General features: G+C 67.1%; 17 protein-coding genes. 8 read left to right on the top strand and 9 right to left on the bottom strand.

The window, feature by feature from the left end:
* Positions 1 to 23: 23 nt before the first annotated feature.
* Complete coding sequence (gene katG, locus DFR43_RS12985; protein WP_211338668.1) at positions 24 to 2,192, top strand: catalase/peroxidase HPI; 2,169 nt, start codon at positions 24 to 26, stop codon at positions 2,190 to 2,192.
* A gap of 25 nt (positions 2,193 to 2,217) precedes the next feature.
* On the opposite strand, the gene DFR43_RS12990 is transcribed toward katG, so the two are convergent.
* Entirely contained in the window at positions 2,218 to 3,900 is a 1,683-nt protein-coding gene (locus DFR43_RS12990; protein ID WP_133599389.1) for a sensor domain-containing diguanylate cyclase, read from the bottom strand.
* Positions 3,901 to 4,071: 171 nt separating this feature from the next.
* On the opposite strand from DFR43_RS12990, the gene uvrA reads away from it, so the two are divergent.
* Genes uvrA through DFR43_RS13005 form a run of 3 tightly spaced genes read left to right on the top strand, consistent with a single transcriptional unit; the run spans position 4,072 to position 10,122 of the window.
* Positions 4,072 to 7,149: an excinuclease ABC subunit UvrA gene (uvrA, locus tag DFR43_RS12995; protein ID WP_425471100.1), complete on the top strand. Its 3,078-nt coding sequence runs from the start codon at positions 4,072 to 4,074 to the stop codon at positions 7,147 to 7,149.
* Complete coding sequence (gene gorA, locus DFR43_RS13000; protein WP_133599391.1) at positions 7,146 to 8,546, top strand: glutathione-disulfide reductase; 1,401 nt, start codon at positions 7,146 to 7,148, stop codon at positions 8,544 to 8,546. The genes uvrA and gorA overlap by 4 nt, the downstream gene beginning before the upstream one ends.
* A gap of 40 nt (positions 8,547 to 8,586) precedes the next feature.
* Positions 8,587 to 10,122, top strand: coding sequence for an AMP nucleosidase (locus DFR43_RS13005; protein WP_133599393.1), 1,536 nt, complete (start codon positions 8,587 to 8,589; stop codon positions 10,120 to 10,122).
* A gap of 6 nt (positions 10,123 to 10,128) precedes the next feature.
* Here the strand turns inward: DFR43_RS13005 and asd are convergent, their stop codons facing one another.
* Entirely contained in the window at positions 10,129 to 10,998 is an 870-nt protein-coding gene (gene asd / locus DFR43_RS13010) for an archaetidylserine decarboxylase (protein WP_133599395.1), read from the bottom strand.
* A gap of 56 nt (positions 10,999 to 11,054) precedes the next feature.
* Between asd and DFR43_RS13015 the strand changes: the two genes are divergently transcribed.
* Entirely contained in the window at positions 11,055 to 11,984 is a 930-nt protein-coding gene (locus tag DFR43_RS13015; protein WP_133599397.1) for an ATP-binding cassette domain-containing protein, read from the top strand.
* 13 nt (positions 11,985 to 11,997) lie between these two features.
* Complete coding sequence (locus DFR43_RS13020) at positions 11,998 to 12,858, top strand: ABC transporter permease (RefSeq protein ID WP_133599399.1); 861 nt, start codon at positions 11,998 to 12,000, stop codon at positions 12,856 to 12,858.
* A gap of 26 nt (positions 12,859 to 12,884) precedes the next feature.
* Here DFR43_RS13020 and DFR43_RS13025 read toward each other — a convergent pair whose 3' ends face one another.
* The 4 genes from DFR43_RS13025 to DFR43_RS13040 are packed head-to-tail and all read right to left on the bottom strand — an operon-like array spanning position 12,885 to position 17,288.
* Entirely contained in the window at positions 12,885 to 14,048 is a 1,164-nt protein-coding gene (locus tag DFR43_RS13025) for an aminotransferase class V-fold PLP-dependent enzyme (protein ID WP_133599401.1), read from the bottom strand.
* 38 nt (positions 14,049 to 14,086) lie between these two features.
* Positions 14,087 to 15,211 (bottom strand): YbdK family carboxylate-amine ligase, encoded by a 1,125-nt coding sequence (locus tag DFR43_RS13030; RefSeq protein ID WP_133599403.1) that lies wholly within the window; start codon positions 15,209 to 15,211, stop codon positions 14,087 to 14,089.
* A gap of 17 nt (positions 15,212 to 15,228) precedes the next feature.
* Positions 15,229 to 16,428 (bottom strand): cation:proton antiporter, encoded by a 1,200-nt coding sequence (locus tag DFR43_RS13035; protein WP_133599406.1) that lies wholly within the window; start codon positions 16,426 to 16,428, stop codon positions 15,229 to 15,231.
* Between the two features lie 5 nt (positions 16,429 to 16,433).
* A complete protein-coding gene (locus tag DFR43_RS13040) occupies positions 16,434 to 17,288 on the bottom strand; it encodes a class I SAM-dependent methyltransferase (RefSeq protein ID WP_211338669.1) in 855 nt (284 codons plus the stop codon).
* A 41-nt stretch (positions 17,289 to 17,329) separates the two neighbouring features.
* On the opposite strand from DFR43_RS13040, the gene DFR43_RS13045 reads away from it, so the two are divergent.
* Both DFR43_RS13045 and DFR43_RS13050 read left to right on the top strand, forming a co-directional pair.
* Complete coding sequence (locus DFR43_RS13045) at positions 17,330 to 18,319, top strand: serine/threonine protein kinase (protein WP_133599408.1); 990 nt, start codon at positions 17,330 to 17,332, stop codon at positions 18,317 to 18,319.
* A 31-nt stretch (positions 18,320 to 18,350) separates the two neighbouring features.
* Complete coding sequence (locus DFR43_RS13050; protein WP_133599410.1) at positions 18,351 to 18,944, top strand: hypothetical protein; 594 nt, start codon at positions 18,351 to 18,353, stop codon at positions 18,942 to 18,944.
* A gap of 31 nt (positions 18,945 to 18,975) precedes the next feature.
* Here the strand turns inward: DFR43_RS13050 and htpG are convergent, their stop codons facing one another.
* From htpG to DFR43_RS13065, 3 genes are all read right to left on the bottom strand, one after another.
* Positions 18,976 to 20,910, bottom strand: coding sequence for a molecular chaperone HtpG (htpG, locus tag DFR43_RS13055; RefSeq protein WP_133599412.1), 1,935 nt, complete (start codon positions 20,908 to 20,910; stop codon positions 18,976 to 18,978).
* Between the two features lie 120 nt (positions 20,911 to 21,030).
* A complete protein-coding gene (locus DFR43_RS13060; protein ID WP_245988939.1) occupies positions 21,031 to 21,840 on the bottom strand; it encodes a pseudouridine synthase in 810 nt (269 codons plus the stop codon).
* A gap of 105 nt (positions 21,841 to 21,945) precedes the next feature.
* Positions 21,946 to 22,686, bottom strand: a complete 741-nt coding sequence (locus tag DFR43_RS13065) for a Crp/Fnr family transcriptional regulator (RefSeq protein ID WP_133599417.1) — start codon at positions 22,684 to 22,686, stop codon at positions 21,946 to 21,948.
* Positions 22,687 to 22,817 lie beyond the last annotated feature (131 nt).

Genomic DNA, 22,817 nt, shown 5'->3' on the forward strand with positions numbered 1-22,817 from the left:
CCACATCGCTTCAGGAGATGCCCATGAACGCCCGACACCCCGACGCCGCCCAATGCCCCGTGATGCACGGTGCCAACGCCCGCGCCGACCAGTCGCCCACGGCCTGGTGGCCAGAAAACCTCAACCTCGACATCCTGCACCAGCACGACCACAAGACCAACCCGCTGCCCGGCTTCAACTACCGCGAAGAAGTCAAAAAGCTCGACGTGGCCGCGCTCAAGAAAGACCTGACCGACCTGATGACCCAAAGCCAACCCTGGTGGCCGGCCGACTGGGGCCACTACGGCGGGCTGATGATCCGCATGGCCTGGCACGCTGCCGGCACCTACCGCGTGGCCGACGGCCGCGGCGGCGCCAACACCGGCAACCAGCGCTTCGCGCCGCTGAACTCCTGGCCCGACAACGCCAACCTCGACAAAGCACGCCGCCTGCTGTGGCCGATCAAGAAAAAATACGGCAACAAAATCAGCTGGGCCGACCTGATGATCCTGGCCGGCAATGTGGCCTACGAATCCATGGGGCTGAAGACCTTCGGCTTTTCCTTTGGCCGCGAGGACATCTGGCACCCCGAGAAGGACATCTACTGGGGCTCTGAGAAAGAATGGCTGGCCAAGAGCGGGGGTGAAGGCAGCCGCTACAGCGGTGAGCGCGACCTGGAAAACCCCCTGGCCGCCGTGATGATGGGGCTGATCTACGTCAACCCCGAAGGCGTCGATGGCCAGCCCGACCCCCTCAAAACCGCGCGCGACATGCGCGTGACCTTCGCCCGCATGGCCATGAACGATGAAGAAACCGTGGCGCTGACCGCCGGCGGCCACACCGTCGGCAAGGCGCACGGCAACGGCAACGCCGCCCACCTCGGCCCGGCCCCGGAAGGCGCGGACGTACACGAGCAGGGGTTGGGCTGGATGAATCACACCACCCGCAGCATTGGCCGCGACACCGTGACCAGCGGCATCGAAGGCGCCTGGACCACGAACCCCACGAAGTGGGACAACGGCTACTTCAAAATGCTGCTCGAACACGACTGGGAGCTGACCAAGAGCCCAGCCGGCGCCTGGCAATACAAGCCGGTCAACATCCGCCCCGAAGACATGCCGGTGGATGTGGAAGACCCGTCCATCCGCTGCATGCCCATGATGACCGATGCCGACATGGCGCTCAAGGTGGATCCGGAGTACCGCAAGATTGCCGAACGCTTCGCGGCCGATCAGAAATACTTCGAAGAGGTGTTTGCCCGCGCCTGGTTCAAGCTGACCCACCGCGACCTGGGCCCCAAGAGCCGCTACATCGGCCCTGAAGTCCCGGCCGAAGACCTGATCTGGCAAGACCCCATCCCGGCGGGCAACACGCGCTACGACGTGGCCGCCGTCAAGGCCCAGATCGCCGCCGCCGGCCTGTCCATCCCCGAACTGGTCTGCACCGCCTGGGACAGCGCCCGCACCTTCCGCGGCTCGGACTTCCGCGGCGGCGCCAACGGCGCGCGCATTCGCCTGGCCCCGCAGAAAGACTGGGAGGGCAACGAGCCCGCCCGGCTCGCCAAGGTGCTGGCCGTGTACGAAAAAATCGCGGCCGACACCGGCGCCAGCGTGGCCGACGTGATCGTGCTCGGCGGCAACCTCGGCATCGAACAAGCGGCGCGGGCTGCCGGTTTTGACATCGAAGTGCCGTTCGCGCCTGGCCGGGGCGATGCCACCCAGGCACAGACCGATGTCGAATCCTTCGCGGTGCTGGAGCCCTTGGCCGACGGCTTTCGCAACTGGCAAAAGCAGCACTACGCCGTCAAGCCGGAGGAAATGCTGCTCGACCGTGCCCAGCTCATGGGCCTGACGGCGGTGGAGATGACCGTGCTGATTGGCGGCATGCGCGTGCTGGGCACCAACCACGGCGGCACCCGCCATGGCGTGTTCACCGACCGCGTGGGCGTGCTGACGAACGACTTCTTCGTCCACCTCACCGATATGGCCTACAGCTGGAAGCCCACGGGCCGCAACAGCTACGACATCGTCGATCGCGCCACCGGCCAGACGAAGTGGACGGCCACCCGCGTGGATCTGGTGTTTGGGTCCAACTCCATCCTGCGGGCCTACGCCGAGCTCTATGCCCAGGACGACAACCGCGAGAAGTTCGTGCGCGACTTCGTCGCCGCCTGGACCAAGGTGATGAACGCCGACCGCTACGATCTGGCCTGATGCCAGCCCCTGCCGACGCCGCCGCTCATGACGGGGCAGCGTCGGTGGACGGAACGGCCTCCACCCGGTTGCGCCCGGCGGCCTTGGCCCGATACAGCGCCCGGTCTGCCCGCTTGAGAATGGTGTCGGGACTCTCGTCCAAGGCGCCGCTGACCGTCACCCCCATGCTGAGGGTGACGGTTTGCACCATTGGAAACGTGCTGGCGGCCACCGCCTGCCGGATTTTTTCGGCCACCTGCGCCGCCGTGGCCAGGTCGGGGGTTTCGGGCAGCACCACCACGAACTCCTCGCCGCCGTAGCGGGCCACGAAATCGGTGGCTCGCGTCTGGGCCTGCAACACCCGGGCAAAGGCCTGCAGCACCCGGTCGCCCGCGTCGTGCCCGAAGCCGTCGTTGATCGCTTTGAAGTGATCCACGTCGGCAATCAACAGGGCAAACTCCCGGCCCGTGCGCTGGCGAATGCGCATCAGCTCATCGAGTTTGTCTTGCAGCCGGCGCCGGTTGTGCACCCCGGTCAAGGGGTCGGTGGTGGCGCGGCGTTCGAGCTCGGCATTGGCCTGCTCCAGCGCTTCCGTGCGCTGGCGGATTTTTTGCTCCAGTTCGTGCTCGTGCGCCAACAAAGTTTGCGTCATGGAGCGCAGGGACTGGCTCAGCCGGTCGATTTCCAGCACATTGGCCGGCGGTGGGAACACGGGGGCATGGTTGCCAGCCTCGATCTGTCGGGCCACGGCCGTCAGCCGCTCCAAAGGCACGGCCATGCGACTGGCCGTGCGGTAGGCCACCCAGGTGATGAGCAGCGCGCCCAGCAATCCCATGAAGATGAGCTGATTGCGCAGGGCCCAGGTATCGGCCAAGGCGTATTCGACCGGCTGGCGCACCAGCACTCGCCAGCCCAGCTCGGTGCCGTGGGTCGGCGGCACGGCGGCCACGCTGGTCAGGTAGCGGCGCCCATCGTCCCACCGCGCCACCTGATGGCGCACGGTGCGCGGCCAGCCAGGCAGCACCTGGAGGCCGGCGCTGTGGCTGGGGTAGAGCACAGATCCATCGCGATCCACCAGCCACAGCTCCGCCGCCGGGCTCGCGCCATCGACCGCAAACGCCCGCTGCGTCGTCTGCCAAACCCAATCCCAATGCACCAGCGCCACCGCCACCCCCACCAGCGTGCCATTGCGGCGGATCGGGGCGGCCACGTCGATGAAGCGCATCACCTCGCCGTCAGCGACTTCGTAAGGCAGCAGCTGGGCCAGTTCGGGCGCCTCGTGCACATCGCCCACGAACACCCCGTGGCGGCCCGCCTGAAACCAGGTCCGGCTGCTCATGTCTTCGCCCAGCAGCACATCCTGGGTGGCCTGACGCACGGTGCCGCGGGCATCGGTCACGGCCACCCAAGCATATTCGGGGCGCGTGATGCGGCGCCGGTCCAGCGAAGCCTGGATGTCGGGGTCGCCCCAATGCCCGCGCGCCACATGCGGGGCCTGGCTGAGCAAGCCGATTTCCAGTTCCCGCTCTTTGAGGCTGTTGCTCAATTGCAAGGCGGCAGCCTGGGCCCGGCCATAGAGCGCCTCGCCCTGCGCCAAGGTCAGATCGACGGTGGCCATTTTGCCCAGGTAATAGCCCACCGCCAGCATCACCGCCAACGACAGGCCACCCAGCCAGAGGGTGAGATGGGCCCGAAAGCCTCGGAGCCGGGCGGGGCGCTTCTGAGCCATCAACCGCTCCTGCAATTCAGCAACCGATTGTGTCACGAACCACAAAAAACACGATCACTTGCAGCGATTTCCGCACGCACACCCCCGGTTTGCCCACGGCCTCATCGCCAGCGGCTTGGCGCGGCTGCCCGCCACGGCCTATGATGGAGGGTTGCCCCATGCCTTGAAGCCGTGAACGACAACGCCCTCGACCTGCTCTCCGAACCCTCCGATCCCGCGCCCGCCCAAGCGCCAGGCGCCTACCTGCGCGATGCCGCGCGCCGCCCCGTGCTGAGTGTGCGCGGCGCCCGCACCCACAACCTCAAAAACCTTGATCTGGACATCCCCAAGCACGCGCTGGTGGTCATCACCGGCCTGAGCGGCTCGGGCAAGTCCAGCCTGGCGTTCGACACGCTGTATGCCGAAGGCCAGCGCCGTTATGTGGAAAGCCTGTCCACCTACGCGCGGCAGTTTTTGCAGCTCATGGACAAGCCCGAGGTGGATCTGATCGAAGGGCTGTCGCCGGCCATCAGCATCGAGCAGAAGGCCACCAGCCACAACCCGCGCTCCACCGTGGGCACGGTGACCGAAATCCACGACTACCTGCGGCTGCTGTTCGCCCGCGCCGGCAAGCCGCACTGCCCCGCGCACGACTTGCCGCTGCAGGCCCAAAGCGTGGCCCAGATGGTGGACCACGTGCTGAGCCTGCCGCCCGAAACCCGGCTGATGGTGCTGGCGCCGATAGCCCGTGACCGCAAGGGCGAATTCGCCGACACCCTGGCCGACCTGCAAACCCAAGGCTTCGTGCGCTTTCGCCTCGACGGCCGGGTGTGGGATGCCGCCGACATGCCGGCGCTCAACAAACACGACAAGCACGACCTGGACGTGGTGGTGGACCGCCTGAAGGTGCGCGCCGAAGCGGCGGACGGCGACGAGCGCGCGGCCGCCGCCCTGCGGCAACGGCTGGCCGAGAGTTTCGAGACGGCGCTGCGGCTGGGCCAAGGGCGCGCCATCGCGCTGGAGATGGACAGCGGCACGGAACACCTGTTCAGCGCCCGCTTCGCCTGCCCCCTGTGCCAATACGCGCTCAGCGAGCTGGAACCCCGGCTGTTTTCCTTCAACTCGCCACTGGGCGCCTGCCCCACCTGCGATGGCCTGGGGCACGCCGAGGTGTTCGACCCCGCCCGCATCGTGGCCTTCCCCTCGCTGAGCCTGGCCAGCGGCGCCATCAAGGGATGGGACCGCCGCAATGGCTACTACTTTGCCCTGATCGAAAGCCTGGCCGCCCACTACCACTTCGACCCGGAAACCCCTTGGGAGCAGCTGCCGGCGGCGGTGCAGCACGTGTTGCTGTATGGCTCCGGCGACGAAGCCATTGCCTTCGACTACGCCATGGAATCGGGCGCATCGGCGGGCAAGCGCATCGTCAAACGCCACCCCTTCGAAGGCATCGTGCGCAATGTCGAGCGCCGCTGGCGCGACACCGACAGCCCCGCCGTGCGCGAGGAGCTGGGCCGCTACCGCAGCACCCAGCCTTGCCCGGCCTGCGGCGGCGCACGGCTGCGCCCAGAGGCCCGCCACGTCTTTCTGGGCGAAGGCGAGCAACGCCGCAGCCTGCACCAAATCGCGGCCATGACACTGGCCGACGCGCAGCGCCATTTCAGCGCCTTGCGCCTGCGTGGCGCACGCGCCGAGATCGCCGACAAAGTGGTGCGCGAAATCGCCGCGCGGCTGAAGTTCCTCAACGACGTGGGGCTGGGCTATCTGAGCCTGGACCGCAACGCCGAAACCCTGTCTGGCGGCGAAGCGCAACGCATCCGGCTGGCCAGCCAGATCGGCTCGGGCCTCACCGGCGTGATGTACGTGCTCGACGAGCCCAGCATCGGGCTGCACCAGCGCGACAATGACCGCCTCATCGCCACGCTCAAGCACCTGCGCGACCTGGGCAACACCGTGCTGGTGGTGGAGCACGACGAAGACATGATCCGCTCCGCCGATCACGTGATCGACATGGGGCCGGGGGCCGGTATCCACGGCGGGCAAGTCACCGCCCAGGGCAGCCCCGCCGAGGTGATGGCCAACCCCGCCTCATTGACGGGCCAATATTTGAGCGGCGCGCGGCGCATCGCCGTGCCGCCGCGGCGCACGCCCTGGCAAACATCGCCCGCCGCCGCGCCCGGCCGCGACCGCACGCCCGCGGGGCGTCAGCGGGCCGCCGGCACCGCCTCGCCCCCCCCGAAGCCGCTGGCGCTGCGCGTGGTCGGCGCCAGCGGCCACAGCCTCCAACACGTGACCGTGGACTTCCCCGTCGGACTGTTCACCTGCGTGACGGGCGTCAGCGGCTCGGGCAAATCCACGCTGGTCAACGACACCCTGTACCGCGCCGTGGCCCGGCACCTGTACCGCAGCCACGACGAGCCCGCCCCACACGAAGCCATCGAGGGCCTGGAGCACTTCGACAAGGTCATCAACGTGGACCAAAGCCCCATCGGACGCACCCCGCGCAGCAACCCGGCCACCTACACCGGGCTGTTCACCGGCATCCGCGAACTGATGGCCGAAGTGCCGACGGCCCGCGAGCGCGGCTACGGGCCAGGCCGGTTTTCTTTCAACGTGGCGGGGGGGCGCTGCGAAGCGTGCCAAGGCGACGGCGTGGTCAAGGTGGAAATGCACTTCCTGCCCGACGTGTATGTGCCCTGCGACGTGTGCCACGGCCAGCGCTACAACCGGGAAACCCTGGAAGTGCAATACAAAGGCCGCAACATCGCCCAGATTCTGGACTTGACGGTGGAGCAGGCGCACGAATTCTTCAGTGCCGTGCCCACCCTGCAACGCAAGCTCCAAACCCTGCTGGACGTGGGGCTGGGCTACATCCGGCTGGGGCAGAGCGCCACCACCTTGTCGGGCGGCGAGGCCCAGCGCGTCAAGCTGGCGCTCGAACTGTCCAAACGCGACACCGGCCGCACCCTCTACATTCTGGACGAACCCACCACCGGGCTGCACTTTGCCGACATCGAACTGCTGCTCAAAGTGCTGCACCAATTGCGGGATGCGGGCAACACCATCGTGGTCATCGAACACAATCTGGACGTGATCAAGACCGCCGACTGGATCATCGACATGGGCCCCGAGGGCGGCTCAGGCGGCGGCACGGTGGTGACGTGCGGCACGCCAGAGCAGGTGGCCGAGTGCGCCGCCAGCCACACCGGGCGTTATCTGAAGCCCTACCTTTGCCGCAACGGCAAACCGAAGAAAGGACCACAGGCATGAGCGGATTCGACTTTGACCTTTTCGTCATTGGCGGTGGCAGCGGCGGCGTACGTGCGGCCCGCATGGCGGCCCAGCGTGGCGCGCGCGTGGCGCTGGCCGAAGCGCTGGGCACCGAGGGGCTGGGCGGCACCTGCGTCAACCTGGGCTGCATCCCCAAAAAACTCTACAGCTACGCGGCCCACTACCGCGAAGCCTTTGCCGAAGCCCGCGGCTATGGCTGGGCATGCACCGAGCCGCGGCTCGACTGGGCCACCCTCAAAGCCCAGCGGGCTCGGGAAATTGGCCGCCTCAACGGCATTTACGACCAGCTACTGCGCAACGCCGGCGTCACCGTGATGCACGGGTGGGCCCGGCTGGAAGACCCGCACACCATCCACCTGGCCACCCTGCATGCCGACGGCAGCCCGGGCCACCAGCGCTGGCGGGCCGAACGCATCCTGATTGCCACGGGCGGCACGCCCCATGTGCCTCATTTCCAGGGGCGCGAGCACGTCATCACCTCCAACGACGTGTTCGATCTGGAGCCTTTCCCGCAGCGGCTGCTGGTCGTCGGTGGCGGCTACATCGCGTGCGAGTTGGCCTCCATCTTCAACGGGCTGGGTTCGCGCGTCACCCAGCTGTACCGGGGCGAGCAGATTTTGCGCGGCTTTGACGACGAGGTGCGCCACTTCCTGGCCGACGAGATGCGCAAACACGGCGTGGACCTGCGGCTGCAAAGCGGCGTGGTCTGCATCCAGCGCCAAGCCGACGGCTTGCACGTGGAACTGGAAGATGGCAACACCCTGGTGGTGGATGCCGCCCTCTACGCCACCGGGCGCGTGCCCAACGTGGCCGGCCTGGGGCTGGAAGCCGTGGGCGTGGCCCAGGGGGCGCAAGGCGCCATCGTGGTCGATGCCAACTACCGCACCAACGTGCCCAGCATCTATGCCCTGGGCGACGTGACCGCCCGGGTGCAACTCACCCCCGTGGCGTTGGGCGAAGCCATGCACCTGGTGGACCACCTGTTCGGCCCGGCGGCCGGCAAAGCGGCGCGCCGCATGGACTATGAACTCATTCCCACCGCCGTGTTCACGCACCCCAACGTGGCCACCGTGGGGCTGACCGAGGCCCAGGCGCGTGAGCGGGGGTACGACGTCGCCATCTACCGGACCGACTTCCGCCCCCTGAAGCACACGCTCAGCGGCAGCACCGAGCGCACCCTGATGAAACTGGTCGTGGACCGCCGCAGCGACCGCGTGCTGGGCCTGCACATGGTGGGCGCGGAAGCCGGAGAAATCGTGCAAGGCTTTGCCGTGGCCCTCAAAGCCGGGGCCACCAAGGCGGTGTTCGACGCCACCGTCGGCATTCACCCCACGGCGGCCGAAGAATTCGTCACCCTGCGCGAGCCGGTGCGCTGAGCCGGTGCGCTGAGCCGGTTGGCACGGGCAGAATAGGACCATGCTACACACCCCCGATTTCACCCCACCCCAACGTTTCCGCGACCCCGCCGCCGCCCTGGCGCATGTGCAAACGCTGTACCGCCAGGCGGTGGAGCACCTGCAAGCGGCCATGCAGGCTTTCGTGCATGCGGCCGCGCCCCAGCCGGGCCAGCCGGCGCAACGGGTGCGCGCCTGCTACCCCTTCGTGCGCCTGCATGCCCACAGTGCGGCGCGGCTGCCCAGCAGTGGCGGGCACGCCCGTTTGAGCTACGGCTTCGTGGCAGGCCCGGGGCGGTTCGAGACCACCCTGACCCGCCCCGACCTGTTCGCCGACTACTACTTGGAGCAGTTCCGCCTGCTGCTGGACAACCACGGCGGCGAACTCGAAGTGGGCGTCAGCCACCAGCCCATGCCGGTGCATTTCGCCTATGCCGAGGACGACCATGTCGAGGGCGACCTCACGCCGGCCCACCGCGCCGTGCTGCGGGACGTGTTCGACCTGCCCGACCTCACCGTGATGGACGACGGCATCGCCAACGGCACCTTCGAGCCCGGCCCGAACGAGCCCCAGCCGCTGGCCCTGTTCACCGCCCCGCGCGTGGACTACTCCCTGCAGCGGCTGCGTCACTACTGTGGCACCGCGCCGGCCTGGTTCCAGAACTTCGTGCTGTTCACCAACTACCAGTTCTACATCGACGAATTCATCCGCCTGGGCCATGCCGAAATGGCCCGCCCCGAGAGCGACTACATCGCTTTCATCGAGCCGGGCAATGTCGTGACGCCGCGCGCCGGGCTGACCGCCGAAGCCCTGCAAGCCCTACAGCCCTTGTGGAACGGCAGCCCCGGCGCTGCGCCCGCACGGTTGCCGCAAATGCCCGCCTACCATCTGCTGCGGGCCGACCGCAGCGGCATCACCATGGTCAACATCGGCGTGGGGCCGAGCAACGCCAAGACCGCCACCGACCACATCGCCGTGCTGCGCCCGCACGCCTGGCTGATGCTGGGCCACTGCGCCGGCCTGCGCAACAGCCAGCAGTTGGGCGACTACGTGCTCGCCCACGCCTACGTGCGCGAAGACCATGTGCTCGATGAAGATCTGCCGCTGTGGGTGCCCATCCCGGCCCTGGCCGAAATCCAGCAAGCCCTGGAAGCCGCCGTGGCCGACGTCACCGGCCTGAGCCACGGCGAGCTCAAGCGCGTCATGCGCACCGGCACCGTGGCCAGCACCGACAACCGCAACTGGGAGCTGCTGCCCGGCAACACGCCACAACGCCGCTTCAGCCAGAGCCGCGCCGTGGCGCTGGACATGGAAAGCGCCACCATCGCTGCCAACGGCTTCCGCTTCCGGGTGCCGTACGGCACGCTGCTGTGCGTCAGCGACAAGCCGCTGCATGGCGAGATCAAGCTGCCTGGCATGGCCAACGCGTTCTACCGCGAGCGGGTGGACCAACACCTGCGCATCGGCATCCGGACCATCGAGCGGCTGCGTGCCGGGGGCGTGGACCAGCTCCACAGCCGCAAGCTGCGCAGCTTTGCGGAAGTGGCGTTTCAGTGAGCGCCCTCAGACCGAGGGCGGCACCCAATCCGCCATCGGCTCGCCCATGCGGATGGCGCGCGCGGGCGCCCAGGCCGGGTTGAAGCGAATGAGGCCCTGGGGAAACAGCAACACCACGGTGGAGCCCAGCAGGAAGCGCCCCATTTCGGCGCCGCGCGCCAGCTGAATGGCTGGGTCGTCATAGCGCCAGTCGCGCAGCACGCCGGGCCGCGGCGGGTTGACGATGCCGTGCCACACCGTGGCCATGCTGCCCACGATGGTCGCCCCCACCAGCACCATCACAAAGGGGAAGGACCGCCCCAGGTGCTCGCCCTCGAACACACAAACCACCCGCTCATTGCGAGCAAACAGGCCGGGCACGCCCCGGGCCGTGGCCGGGTTGACCGAAAACAGCGCGCCAGGCACATGGATCATGCGGCGCAAGCGACCCGCGCACGGCATGTGGATGCGGTGATAGTCGCGCGGACTCAGGTACAGCGTGGCGAACGCGCCATCATCGAAAGCTTGAGCCAGCTCGGCATCCCCGCCCAGCAAGGCCGTGGCCGAATAGCGATGCCCTTTGGCCTGAACGATCTGGCCGCGCTCCATCGGGCCGAACTGGCTGATGGCCCCATCCACCGGGCAGAGCAGCCCTTGGGGCGCCAAGGGGCGGGCGTCGGGCCGCAAAGCGCGGGTGAAGAAATCATTGAAGGTGGCGTAGCGGGTCACGTCGGGCTCGGCCGCCTCGGCCATGTCCACGCCATAGCGGGCCACGAAACGGCGGATCGCGGCCTGCGTCAGCCCGCCCAATGGCCGACGCGCCAACGCGCCGGCCAGCGCGGTCAAGGCCTGCTTGGGCATGAGGTACTGGGGCCAGACGGCCAGCCGGTCAGACACGGGGCTTTCCCTTCCGATGCAAAATGCCTGATTTTACCGACGCCCCTTCGCGGCCCATGTCACTGCTTTTCGACGCCCGACACCTGACCAAGCGCTACGGCACCCAAACCGTGGTGGACGACCTGAGCTTCGGCATCGCGCCCGGCGAGTGCTTGGGCCTCATCGGCCCCAACGGGGCCGGCAAGACGACGACCATCCGCATGTGCCTGGGGCTAACGGTGCCCGATGCCGGCCAGATCACGGCGCTGGGCCTGCCCATGCCCGCCCAGGCCCAGGCCATCAAGGCGCAACTGGGCGTGGTGAGCCAGTTCGACACACTGGACCCGGATTTCACCTGCGCCGAGAACCTGCTCGTCTTCGGCCGGTATTTCGGCCTGTCCGCGGCGAGCCTGCGCCAGCGCATTCCCGGGTTGCTGGAGTTTGCCGCCCTCAGCCACAAAGCCCACGCCAGGCCGGGGGAGCTCTCGGGCGGCATGCGCCGGCGGCTGTCGCTGGCGCGGGCGCTGGTCAATGACCCGCAACTGCTGCTGCTCGACGAACCGACCACCGGGCTGGACCCGCAAGCCCGGCACCTGATGTGGGAACGCCTGCAACAACTGCTGCAACAGGGCAAAAGCATCCTGCTGACCACCCACTTCATGGACGAGGCCGAGCGGCTGTGCCATCGCCTGGTGGTGATCGACCATGGCCGCAAGATCGCCGAGGGCCCGCCACGCGCCCTGATTGCCGAGCACCTGGAGCCCGAGGTGGTGGAGGTCTATGGCGGCAGCGGCCAGGAGGCGCAAGCCCTGGCCCAATCCCCCCTGGCCGCGCGGGCCAGCCGCGTGGAAGTCAGCGGCGAGACGGCCTTCTTCTACACCCGCCACGCCGCACCGCTGCTGGCCGAACTGGCCCAGCACCATCACCTGCGCACCTTGCACCGCCCAGCCAACCTGGAGGACCTGTTCCTCAAGCTCACCGGCCGCCAGATTCGCGAGGACGGCTGACCCACCTAGCGCCATGAATGAACCGACATTGAACACCGCCCGCGCCACGTCATCGCCACCCAGGCCCCGTAGCCATTGGCGCGCCCCCGCCTTGTCCTGGCGCTTCTGGCCAGTGTTTCTGCGCAACCTGTTGGTATGGCGCAAGCTGGCCGTGCCCAGCCTGGTGGGCAACATCGCCGAACCGCTGATCTGGCTCGTGGCCTTCGGCTACGGCATGGGCGCGCTGGTGGGGCAGGTGCAAGTCACCACCGCCGACGGCGCTCTGCTGGCCGTGCCCTACATCCTGTTTCTGGCCAGCGGCAGCATCTGCATGAGCGCCATGAACGCGGCCACCTTCGAGGCGCTGTACTCGGCGTTTTCGCGCATGCATGTGCAAAAAACGTGGGACGGCATCATGAACGCCCCGGTCACGCTCGACGACGTGCTGTTGGCCGAAATGCTCTGGGCGGCGTTCAAGGCGCTGTTCACGGCCACGGCCATCCTGGGCGTGATGCTGGCGCTGGGCATCAGCCACAGCCCCAAGCTGCTGGTGGCCTGGCCGGTGCTGCTGCTGGTGGGCATCACGTTCAGCTGCATCGCGCTGATTTTCAACGCGCTGGCCAAGGGTTACGACTTTTTTACCTATTACTTCACGCTGTTCCTCACGCCCATGATGTTCCTCAGTGGCGTGTTTTTCCCGCGCGAGCAATTGCCCGAGGCGGTGCTGTGGCTGTCGAACCTGCTGCCGCTGACGCACGCCGTGCAACTGGTGCGCCCGCTGTTCATGGACCAGTGGCCCAGCAGCGCCTGGCTGCACCTGGGCGTGCTGGTGGCCTATGCGGTGGGCGCGTTCTGGATCGCGCTGGCGCTGACGCGCCGGCGCTTTGCCACCTGAGCAGCCACCCGCGCGCTGTGGCCGACTCAGGCCACGGCGCCAGCGGGCTGCGCCACGGGCTGCAGGCCGAGGCGGTCCAGCGCCTGGGCCAGGTGCGCGACGGTGCGCTCCACGTGGTGGAGCTTCTCCAACCCAAACAGACCGATGCGAAAGGTACTGAACCCCGGGGGTTCATCGCACTGCAAGGGCACGCCGGCGGCGGTCTGCAGCCCCAAGGCCAGGAATTTCTTGCCGTTCTGAATCTCCGGGTCGCGCGTGTAGCTCACCACCACCCCAGGAGCCTTGAAGCCGTCGGCGGCCACGCTGCGGATGCCTCGGCTTTCCAGCAACGCGCGCACCCGAGCGCCCAATTCGATCTGCTCCTGCCGCACCTTGTCGAACCCGTAGTCACGGGTTTCCTGCATCACGTCGCGCAGCCGCGCCAAGGCGTCGGTGGGCATGGTGGTGTGGTAGGTGTGTCCGCCTTTTTCATACGCTTCCATCACCTGCAGCCATTTTTTCAGATCGCAAGCGAAGCTGGTGCTGGTGGTGCCTTCGATGGCGGCGCGCGCCCGCTCGCTCAGCACCACCATGGCGCACGCTGGCGAGCCGCTCCAGCCCTTTTGCGGCGCGCTGACCAGCACATCCACGCCGGTGGCACGCATGTCCACCCACATCGCGCCGGAGGCGATGCAGTCCAGCACGAACAGCCCACCCACCTCGTGCACCGCCTCGGCCACCGCCTGCAAGTAGTCGTCGGGCAGGATCATGCCGCTGGCGGTTTCCACATGGGGGGCAAACACCACGGCCGGCTTCTCGCGGCGGATGGTGGCGACCACCTCGTCGATCGGGCAGGGCACCCAGGGCGATTCCGGATCATCGTTGACGCGCCGCGCCTTGAGCACGATTTCTTGAGCGGGGATCGAGCCCATCTCGAAAATCTGCGTCCAGCGGTAGCTGAACCAGCCGTTGCGGATGACCAACACCTTCTGGCCCGTGGCGAACTGCCGGGCCACGGCCTCCATGCCAAAGGTGCCACTGCCTGGCACCAGCACCGTCGCATGGCCGGCATAGACCGCCTTCAAGATGGCGGAAATGTCGCGCATCACGCCCTGGAACCGCTGCGACATGTGGTTGAGCGCGCGATCGGTATAGACGACGGAAAATTCGAGCAAGCCGTCGGGATCGATGTGGGGCAGCAGGCCGGGCATGGGGGCTCCTGGGGAATGGATTTCGTTGGGCAATCAGGTTAGCACGGACGGCGCAGCGCTTCCACCGCCGCCCGCACCACCCCTTGGATGCTGCCGGACTCTGCATAGCAGCGCCGCAAGTAGGAGGCATGGTTGCCGTCGCGGGCGGCGGCGCGCTCCACCTCGTCGAGCGCGGCCACGCCGTTGAGGTCCTCGGCATGGGGGGCGAGTTTGCGCAGGGTGGCCAGAATGTCCTCGCGGATGCTGATCTGCTCGCGCGTCTTGGGGTTGACCATCATGCCGTCGAGCCCGAAGCGGCAGGCCTGAAAGCGGTTGTAGGTATAGACGAGGTAATCGTCTTCCTCGGGGGGCGGCTCGTGGCGCTCCAGCAGGTGGCGGCACAACGCCTGCAGGTAGCAAGCCAGCGCGGCGGCGCGCTCCACCGTCAGCGGGGTGTCACAGACGCGCAGCTCGATGGTGCCGTACTCGGGCTTGGGGCGGATGTCCCAGTAAAAATCCTTCATGGACTTGACCACCCCGGTGCTCTCCATTTTGGTGAAGTAGCCGTTGGCAAACTCGTCCCAGCTCAGCACGAACGGGGCCCGGCCACTCAGCGGGAACGCGAACACCGAATTGAGCCGGGCCGAATCGAACAGCGTGTCCACCGCCTGGGAATAGGGCGATGACGCCGACAGCGCGATGAAATGCGGCACATAGCGGTTGAGCGCGTGCAGCAGGAACAGGGCTTCATCGGGCGAACTGCACCCCACATGCACGTGCTGCCCGAACACGGTGAACTGCTTGGCCAGATAGCCATACAGCCCGGAAAGCTGCTGAAAGCGCGGCTTGCTGAAGATGCGCTGCTCGAACCAGCGCTGAAAAGGGTGGGTGCCGCCGCCGGCCAGCTCGATGTTGAGCCGGTCGCAGGCCTGCACCAGCGTGTCGCGGATGGCGCGCAGCTGCGCCAGCAACGGGCCGTGCTCGGTGTGGATGCCGGTGGCCACCTCGATCATGCTCTGCGTCATTTCAGGCGTGACGCTGCCCGGAAACGGCGAGCGGGCCAACAGCTCCAGCAAATCGTCGGCGCTGCTGGACAGGTCGTAGTCGTAGGTATTGACGAGCTGCAACTCCAGCTCCACCCCCAAGGTCAGGGAATCGGAGGCTTTGAAGGTTTCCAGAGGCATGCCGGGCTCCCGCGGGATCAGGACTTGGACACGGTCTCGGCCGTGACGTGGGTTTCGTGAGCCGCCATGAGGCTGCGTTGCGTGACCCAAGGGCCGAACAGCTCCTGCAGCGCCATCATGGCCGCCAGCGCGGCAAACGCCGCCACCGCGGGCTCAAAGCCGGTCAGGCGGCTTTGCTCCAGCAGCAAAATGGCGAACGCCGACATGGGGGTGAGCGCCAGCCCCGTGAGCCAGCCCTTGCGGGTGGTGATACCGCTGAGCCGGGCCACCGCCAGATTGCACGCCACCTTGGAGGCCACGCGCAACGCCAGCAGCACCACTGCCATGCCGATCGTCGTCCAGACATGGCCCCAGTCGATGAGCGCGGCCACGTACACGAACAGAAACATGCCGAGCAAATCGCCCACCGAGCCAAAGTCCCGCTGGGCGTTGGTGAGCTGCACCCGACGCTCCCGCGCCACGATGCCAAAACTCAGCGCCGCCAGCAGCGGCGAGACCTTGAGCGCGAACGCGGCCGTGGTCAACAACAGCACGGCCAGCGCGAACAGCACCGTCGCCCCATGGCTGCGCATGTCGGGCGAGCGCATCAGCAGGGGCACCAACACCCCCAGCGCCCCCCCCAGGGCCACGGCGATGAACAGCCCATAGATGCTGCCCAGGCTGGCCATGACCCAGTCGCCAGACGTGCTCAGGTGCCAATACCCCACCACGATCTTGACCAGCATCACCGCCACCAGGCAATTGATGGCGCACAGGTGCATCACCCGCTCGGTGACCTGCCCGGCACCCCGCAATTCGTTGGCCACCCGCACGATGCCGGCCGGAGACGCCGAGACCGCCAGCGCCGCGATGATCAGCCGCACCTCCCAGGCCAGATCGAACCAGCCCGAGGCCCAGTACACCAGCCCGAAGGTGACGAACGACTCGACCAACCCCACGGCCAGTACCCAGGGGTTGTGGCGAAACCAGCGCAGATTGATGCGGTAACCCAATTCGAACAGCACCAGGGCCAGCGCCACATTGGCCAGGAAAGAAAAGCCCACGTGCTCCACATTCATGCCAGGCTGCCCCGCCAGCCCGGCAAGCAGCCCGACCGCTACGTAACTCGACACCCGCGGCACCTTCCACAGGCTGTGCAGGCGCTCCCCCACTACCCAGGCCAGCAGCAGCACCACAGGCCAGGCGATGGATGACATCAGGAAAGGCAAATCGTCCATGGGCACTAGACCGCGAAGCGGCTCCGTAGTTCTTGCAGATTGAGCTCGTCGAGCACTTGCAGCAAGCGCTCGCGGGCACTGGCCTTGCCGCGCCCGACCTTGCGCGCCAGAATGAGCTCATTCTTCATCGAATGCTCCCACCCCACCAGCTCCGTGACCGTGACCTGATAGCCGTGGGCTTCCAGTTGCAGGCAGCGCAACACGTTGGTGATCTGGCTGCCGAATTCCCGCGTGTGCAGCGGATGCCGCCAAATCTCGCTCAACGGCGTGCGCGACAGGCTCAACGCCTTGTGCTTGCGCAGCACGCTGGCCACCTCGGCCTGGCAGCACGGCACCAGCACCATATGCTGGGCGCCTTTGGCCAGACCGAAGGCAATCGCATCGTCGGTGGCCGTGTCGCAGGCATGCAGGGCGGTCACGATGTCCACCCGGTCCGGCAGGGCGGCCGAGGTGGTGGCCTCCTGCACCGTGGCGGCCACGAAGCGCATGCGCTCAAACCCCAGCCGCTGCGCCAGCGTGCGCGAGCGCTCCACCAGTTCGGCGCGCGTCTCCACCCCATACACCGTGCCCACGCCGCGCGGGCGCAGCACCCAGTCGTACAGCATGAAGCCCAGGTAAGACTTGCCCGCGCCGTGGTCGGCCAGCGACACGTCGCCACGGGCCTGGATCACGTCATCGATCAGCGGCGCGATGAACTGCACCAGATGCTGCACCTGCTTGAGCTTGCGCCGCGTGTCCTGGTTCAGCCGGCCATCGCGGGTGAGGATGTGCAGTTCCTTGAGCAGTTCGATCGACTGGCCAGGCAGCAACTCGGGCAAGGCATCGATGGCATCGCGCCGGGGGCGGATGGACTTGGTCATGCGCCGATGATAAACAACCCCATCCAGGCACAATCCGTCTCATGTCCTCCCATCCCTACGACCTCCTGACCCCCGACGTCGTCCTCGACACCCTGGCGCGCATCGGCCTGCATGGCGACGGCCGGCTGACAGCGCTGAACTCCTATGAAAACCGCGTCTATCTGGCGCACCTGGAAGACGGCCGGGCCGTGGTGGTCAAGTTTTATCGGCCCGGGCGCTGGACGGACGCCCAGATCGAGGAGGAACATGCCCTGGCCTTGGCGCTGGCCGCCGCCGAAGTGCCCGTCGTGCCGCCACTCGATGCGCACGGCCGCACCTTGCACCACCACGCCGGCTTTGCCTTCAGCGTCAGCCCCTGGCGCGGCGGCCGCCCCCCGGAATGGGAGGACCTAGACGTGCTGGCATGGATCGGGCGCTTTCTGGCCCGGCTACACCGAGTGGGTGAGCAGGCCGTTTTCCGGCACCGCCCGGCGCTGACCCCGCAGCACTTCGGCCATGAGAGCGTGGCCTGGCTGCGGGCCCACGAGGCCATCCCTGCCGAAGCCCGCGCCGCCTGGCTCGCCGCGGCCGAGGCGGCCCTGGAGGTGGTCGATGCCATCTGGTCGCGCACGCCGTTTACGCCACTGCGCCTGCACGGCGACTGCCACCCGGGCAACATCTTGTGGACGCCTGCCGAGCGGCCCGGCGGCGGCCCGCACTTCGTCGATCTCGACGACGCCCGCACCGGCGCCGCCGTGCAAGACCTCTGGATGCTGCTCAGCGGCGACCGCGCCCAGCGGCAACGCCAATTGGGCGCCTTGCTCGACGGCTACGAGACGATGCGCCCTTTCGACCGGCGCGAGCTCGCCCTGATCGAGCCGCTGCGCACACTGCGCCTGATCCACTACAGCGCCTGGCTGGCCCGGCGCTGGAGCGACCCCACCTTTCCGCGGCATTTCCCCTGGTTCGGGCACAGCGACTACTGGTTGGAGCAGGCCCGCACGCTGCATGAACAGGTGGCTGCCATGGAAGACGAACCTCTGGTAGCATGAGCACACGCCCGTGCGCAGCAGGAGGACCGACATGAGCGCCACCATTGCGGGCTACGTGCCCACCGCCTTGCCCGAGGCCAAGTTGCGGCGTTACCCCACCAAAGTCATCAACATCATCGGCGGGCCCGGTTGCGACAAATCGCTGTATTCCTCGGCCATCGTGCTCAAGCTGCATCTGCGCCACAAGACCGTGGAGACAGTGCCCGAAATCGGCAAGATGCTGGTCTGGCAGCGCGACACCGACGCCCTGCGCAACCAGTACGGCATCGCCCTGATGCAGTACCGCATGCTGGAGGTGCTCGACGGCCAGGTCGCCTTCCTGGTGACCGAAGGCGCCCTGCCCCAGCTCCTCTACTACAACGCCCACTACCCGGACAACGTCTGCGACGTGCCCAAGACGCGCCAGCAGATCCTGGCCTGGTACAAGCAGTTCAACAACATCAACATCCTGGTGCAGCGCGACCTGGACAAGCCCTACATCCGCAGCGGCCGCCTGCAGGACGAAGCCCAGGCCCTGCAGGTGGACAAAGACCTGCGCCACCTGCTGGTCGAGGAAGGCATCAAATTCACCGCGCTGCCCCCCGACCACAAAGCCATTCTGGAATTCGCCGCCACGCTGGAATGAGGCCGGGCCGCGCCGGCAGCGGCCCCGTCACTCAAGCCAGCAGCGCGTTGACGCGGCGCACATAGCCGGCCGGGTCTTCCGGCAGGCCGCCTTCGGCCAGCAGCGCTTGGTCGAACAGGATGTGGGCCAGGTCCTCGAACCGCGGGTGCGACTCGAGCTTTTGCACCAGCGCATGGCTGGGGTTGACCTCCAGGATGGGCTTGACCTCCGGCGCTTTCTGGCCTGCCTGCTTGAGCAGGCGCGCCAATTGCATGGAGTATTCGCCGTCCTCCACCACCAGACAGGCGGGCGAATCGACCAGCCGCGCCGTCACCCGCACATCCTTGGCCTTGTCCTTGAGGGCGTCCTTGAGCTTGTCGAGCACGGGCTTGAAGGTCTCGGCCGCCTGTTCGGCCGCTTTCTTTTCTTCCTCGTCCTGCAGCTTGCCCAGGTCCACCGCGCCCTTGGCCACGCTCTGCAGCGGGGTGCCGTCGAATTCGTGCAGGAACGACAGCGCCCATTCATCGACGCGGTCGGTCATCAGCAGCACCTCGATGCCCTTCTTGCGGAAGACTTCGAGCTGCGGACTGTTCTTGGCCGCGGCCAGCGTGTCGGCGGTGATGTAGTAGATGGCCTCCTGACCCTCCTTCATGCGGGCCTTGTAGTCGGCCAGGCTCACGCTGACCGCGTCGCTGTGGGTGGAGGCAAAGCGCAGCAGCTTGGCGATGCGCTCGCGGTTGGCAAAGTCCTCGCCCAGCCCTTCCTTGAGCACGGGGCCGAATTCGGCATAGAAGCGGCTGTACTTGCCGGCCTGCCGCTCGGCCTCGGCCTTCTCGTCGGCGCTGAGCTGCTCCCACGCCTCGCCGGTGGGCAGCACGTCCTTCTTGGCCAAATCCTCCAGCATGGACAGCACACGGCGCGTGTTGCCGTCGCGGATGGCCTTGACGTCGCGGCTTTCCTGCAGCAGCTCGCGGCTGACATTCAGCGGCAGGTCGGCCGAGTCGATCACGCCCTTGACCCAGCGCAGGTACGCCGGCACGAGGGCCTCGGCATCGTCCATGATGAAGACGCGCTTGACGTAGAGCTTGACGCCGGCCTTGCGGTCGCGGTTCCACAGGTCGTGCGGGGCCTTGGCCGGGATGTAGAGCAGCTGCGTGTATTCGCTGCTGCCCTCGACGCGGTGGTGGCTCCACGCCAGCGGCGCGTCGGTGTCGTAGCTCAGGTTTTTGTAGAACTCGATGTACTGCTCGTCGCTGATGTCCTTCTTGGGCCGCGTCCACAGGGCGCTGGCGCTGTTGACCGCCTCCCACTCGTCTGTGAGCACGTACTCGCCCTTGTCTTTGTCCCACTCCTCCTTCTGCATGAGGATGGGCAGGCTGATGTGGTCGGAGTACTTGCCGATGATCTGCTTGAGCTTCCAGCGGTTGAGGTATTCGCTGGCGTCGTCGCGTAGGTGCAGGATGACGCTGGTGCCGCGCTCGGCGCGGGTGATGGTTTCGGTTTGGAAGTCGCCCGTGCCGCTGCTCACCCAGCGCACGCCTTCTTCGGGCTTGAGCCCGGCGCGGCGGCTTTCCACGGTGATCTGGTCGGCCACGATGAAGCCCGAGTAAAACCCCACCCCGAACTGGCCGATGAGCTGGGCGTCCTTTTTCTGGTCACCGCTGAGCCGGCTCATGAACTCGCGCGTGCCGCTCTTGGCGATGGTGCCCAGGTGCTCGATGGCCTCGGCCTCGCTCATGCCGATGCCGTTGTCGGTGATGGTGAGGGTCTTGGCCGCTTTGTCGAAGCGGACGCGCACCTCCAGATTGGGGGCGTCCTCGTACAGGGCCGGGTTGTTCAAAGCCTCGAATCGCAGCTTGTCGCACGCGTCCGACGCGTTGGAGACCAGCTCGCGCAAAAAAATGTCTTTGTTGGAATACAGCGAGTGGGTCACGAGGTGCAGCAGCTGCGCCACCTCGGCCTGAAAGGCATGGGTATGTTTGCTCATGGAATCGTCGGTCAGGGTATCAGGTCAATCAACCACCATGCGCGGACCTGCGGCCCGCAGACTTCCCTGAAATGTGGGCCCAGGCGCCGATTTCAAGAGGGCATCGAGAGAGCCGCCTCCTCAGAAGCGTTCGTGCGGCCCCAGATAACGCCACTGCCCCAAGGGCAGCGCCCCCAGCACGATGCGCCCGATGCGGATGCGCTTGAGCCCGACCACATGCAGGCCGACCTGCTCACACATGCGACGAATTTGCCGCTTGCGCCCTTCGCGCAGCACAAAGCGCAGTTGCTCCGGGTTCTGCCACTCGACCTGCGCCGGCTTGAGGGCATGGCCATCCAGGCTCAGGCCGTGGCGCAGCAAGGCCAGCCGCTCGGGCGGCAAGGCGGCCTGCACATCGCTGGCCACCAGCCCCGGCCCCTTGGGGCCGTGCGGCGCGTAGTGCACCCGCACGAGATACTCTTTCTCGACGTCCGAGTCCTCTCCGATCAGGGCTTTGGCCACACGGCCGTCCTGCGTCAACACCAGCAAGCCGGTGGAATCGATGTCCAGCCGACCCGCAGGAGCCAGCCCCCGGGCATGGGCGGCCTCGAAACGGCGCGGCGTGCGGTCGTCTTTCCAGCGGTGGCGCGGCTGCACCAACACCGCCGCGCTCGGGTGCCCATCCTCCGGCAAACCGCTGACGTAGCCGATGGGCTTGTGCAGCAGAATGGTCACACGCCCCTGCTGCTGGGCGCGGGCCTGGGGCAGCACCTCGATGCGATCGGTGACTCGCACCGGCTGCCCCACCTGGGCCACCGCGCCATTGACCCGGACCCAGCCGCGGGCAATCCACTCGTCGGCCTCACGTCGCGAGCAATGCCCCAGGTCGGCCAGCCGCTTGTTCAGCCGCACCACGCCTTGCACTGCCGCGTCACTGACAGGCTCGGTCACGGGTGCGGGGACCCGCGCGGGAGCGCGGTCGGAATGGCGGGCAGAAGGAGGGGGACGTCTCATGGTCAGCGTGGGCGGCCACAACCGCCCGGTCAGGGTCCCTGATTATCGAGGCAGACCGATGTCGTCGCCGAGCCGATGGCCGGCGAAGGAGCGCAGCTGCGCCAAATCCAGCACCTTCAGGCCGCCGTAGGCCACCTCGATCAAGCCGGCCTCATCCAGCACCGCCAGCGCCTGGTTCACCCGCTGCCGAGACAAGCCCACCAAATACGCCAGCTCCTGCTGCGTGATGCGCAACATCCCCCCCACCCTGGGAAAGAGCCCCGGATGAAACAGGTTGGCCAAGCTGCGCGCCACGCGGACATCGGGGTCTGTGATGCGATCGATCTCGCGCGCGGCGATGAATTGCCCCAGCCGTTCGTTGAGCTGCCACATCACAAAGCGGTTGAAGCCGATGGAGTGGTCCAGCAACCAGTGAAACGTCTCCACCGGCAAGCCCGCCACCCAACTCTTGCGCAGGGCCTGCACGTTGTACCGATAAATCTCGCGCTTCAGCGCCGTGCCCTCGCCGAACCAGCCGCCCGGCGCCAGGCCCGCGAAAGTCATGATCGGCCCCTGGCTGTCGTCGTTGCTCATCTTCAGCAAGCCCTCCATGAGGCCAAACCAGTAGGTCACAGGCCGGCCGATGCGGCAAATGAAATCGCCGGGCTGCGCCAGCGTCACCATCATGCCCGCGCGGGCCTTGTCTTGCTCGGAGGGCGACAGCCGCTGCATCCAGGGTATGCGGGCGAATTCCTCGTCACTGAGCGCGCGGGCCCGCTGCCGCAAGCCATTGCGTTGCACCATGCCACCTCCTGTGAACAGACCTAGGGAAACTCCTAGCAGGCCGTTGAAAAAGTGCCCATCGAAGCAGCCGAGGCTCTGCCTGCGTCGGCTTTCAACCGGCTGGATCCGCATTTCCAGCCCCTGGCAGCCCT

The organism is Tepidicella xavieri, from assembly GCF_004363315.1.
Lineage (GTDB): Bacteria > Pseudomonadota > Gammaproteobacteria > Burkholderiales > Burkholderiaceae_C > Tepidicella > Tepidicella xavieri.

Bases quoted from the DNA above. Each gene is read 5' to 3' on its own strand.
- katG (WP_211338668.1), top strand. From the start codon at position 24: ATGAACGCCCGACACCCCGACGCCGCCCAATGCCCCGTGATGCACGGT.
- DFR43_RS12990 (WP_133599389.1), bottom strand. From the start codon at position 3,900: ATGGCTCAGAAGCGCCCCGCCCGGCTCCGAGGCTTTCGGGCCCATCTC.
- gorA (WP_133599391.1), top strand. From the start codon at position 7,146: ATGAGCGGATTCGACTTTGACCTTTTCGTCATTGGCGGTGGCAGCGGC.
- DFR43_RS13005 (WP_133599393.1), top strand. From the start codon at position 8,587: ATGCTACACACCCCCGATTTCACCCCACCCCAACGTTTCCGCGACCCC.
- DFR43_RS13015 (WP_133599397.1), top strand. From the start codon at position 11,055: ATGTCACTGCTTTTCGACGCCCGACACCTGACCAAGCGCTACGGCACC.
- DFR43_RS13020 (WP_133599399.1), top strand. From the start codon at position 11,998: ATGAATGAACCGACATTGAACACCGCCCGCGCCACGTCATCGCCACCC.
- DFR43_RS13025 (WP_133599401.1), bottom strand. From the start codon at position 14,048: ATGCCCGGCCTGCTGCCCCACATCGATCCCGACGGCTTGCTCGAATTT.
- DFR43_RS13030 (WP_133599403.1), bottom strand. From the start codon at position 15,211: ATGCCTCTGGAAACCTTCAAAGCCTCCGATTCCCTGACCTTGGGGGTG.
- DFR43_RS13035 (WP_133599406.1), bottom strand. From the start codon at position 16,428: ATGGACGATTTGCCTTTCCTGATGTCATCCATCGCCTGGCCTGTGGTG.
- DFR43_RS13040 (WP_211338669.1), bottom strand. From the start codon at position 17,288: ATGACCAAGTCCATCCGCCCCCGGCGCGATGCCATCGATGCCTTGCCC.
- DFR43_RS13045 (WP_133599408.1), top strand. From the start codon at position 17,330: ATGTCCTCCCATCCCTACGACCTCCTGACCCCCGACGTCGTCCTCGAC.
- DFR43_RS13050 (WP_133599410.1), top strand. From the start codon at position 18,351: ATGAGCGCCACCATTGCGGGCTACGTGCCCACCGCCTTGCCCGAGGCC.
- htpG (WP_133599412.1), bottom strand. From the start codon at position 20,910: ATGAGCAAACATACCCATGCCTTTCAGGCCGAGGTGGCGCAGCTGCTG.
- DFR43_RS13065 (WP_133599417.1), bottom strand. From the start codon at position 22,686: ATGGTGCAACGCAATGGCTTGCGGCAGCGGGCCCGCGCGCTCAGTGAC.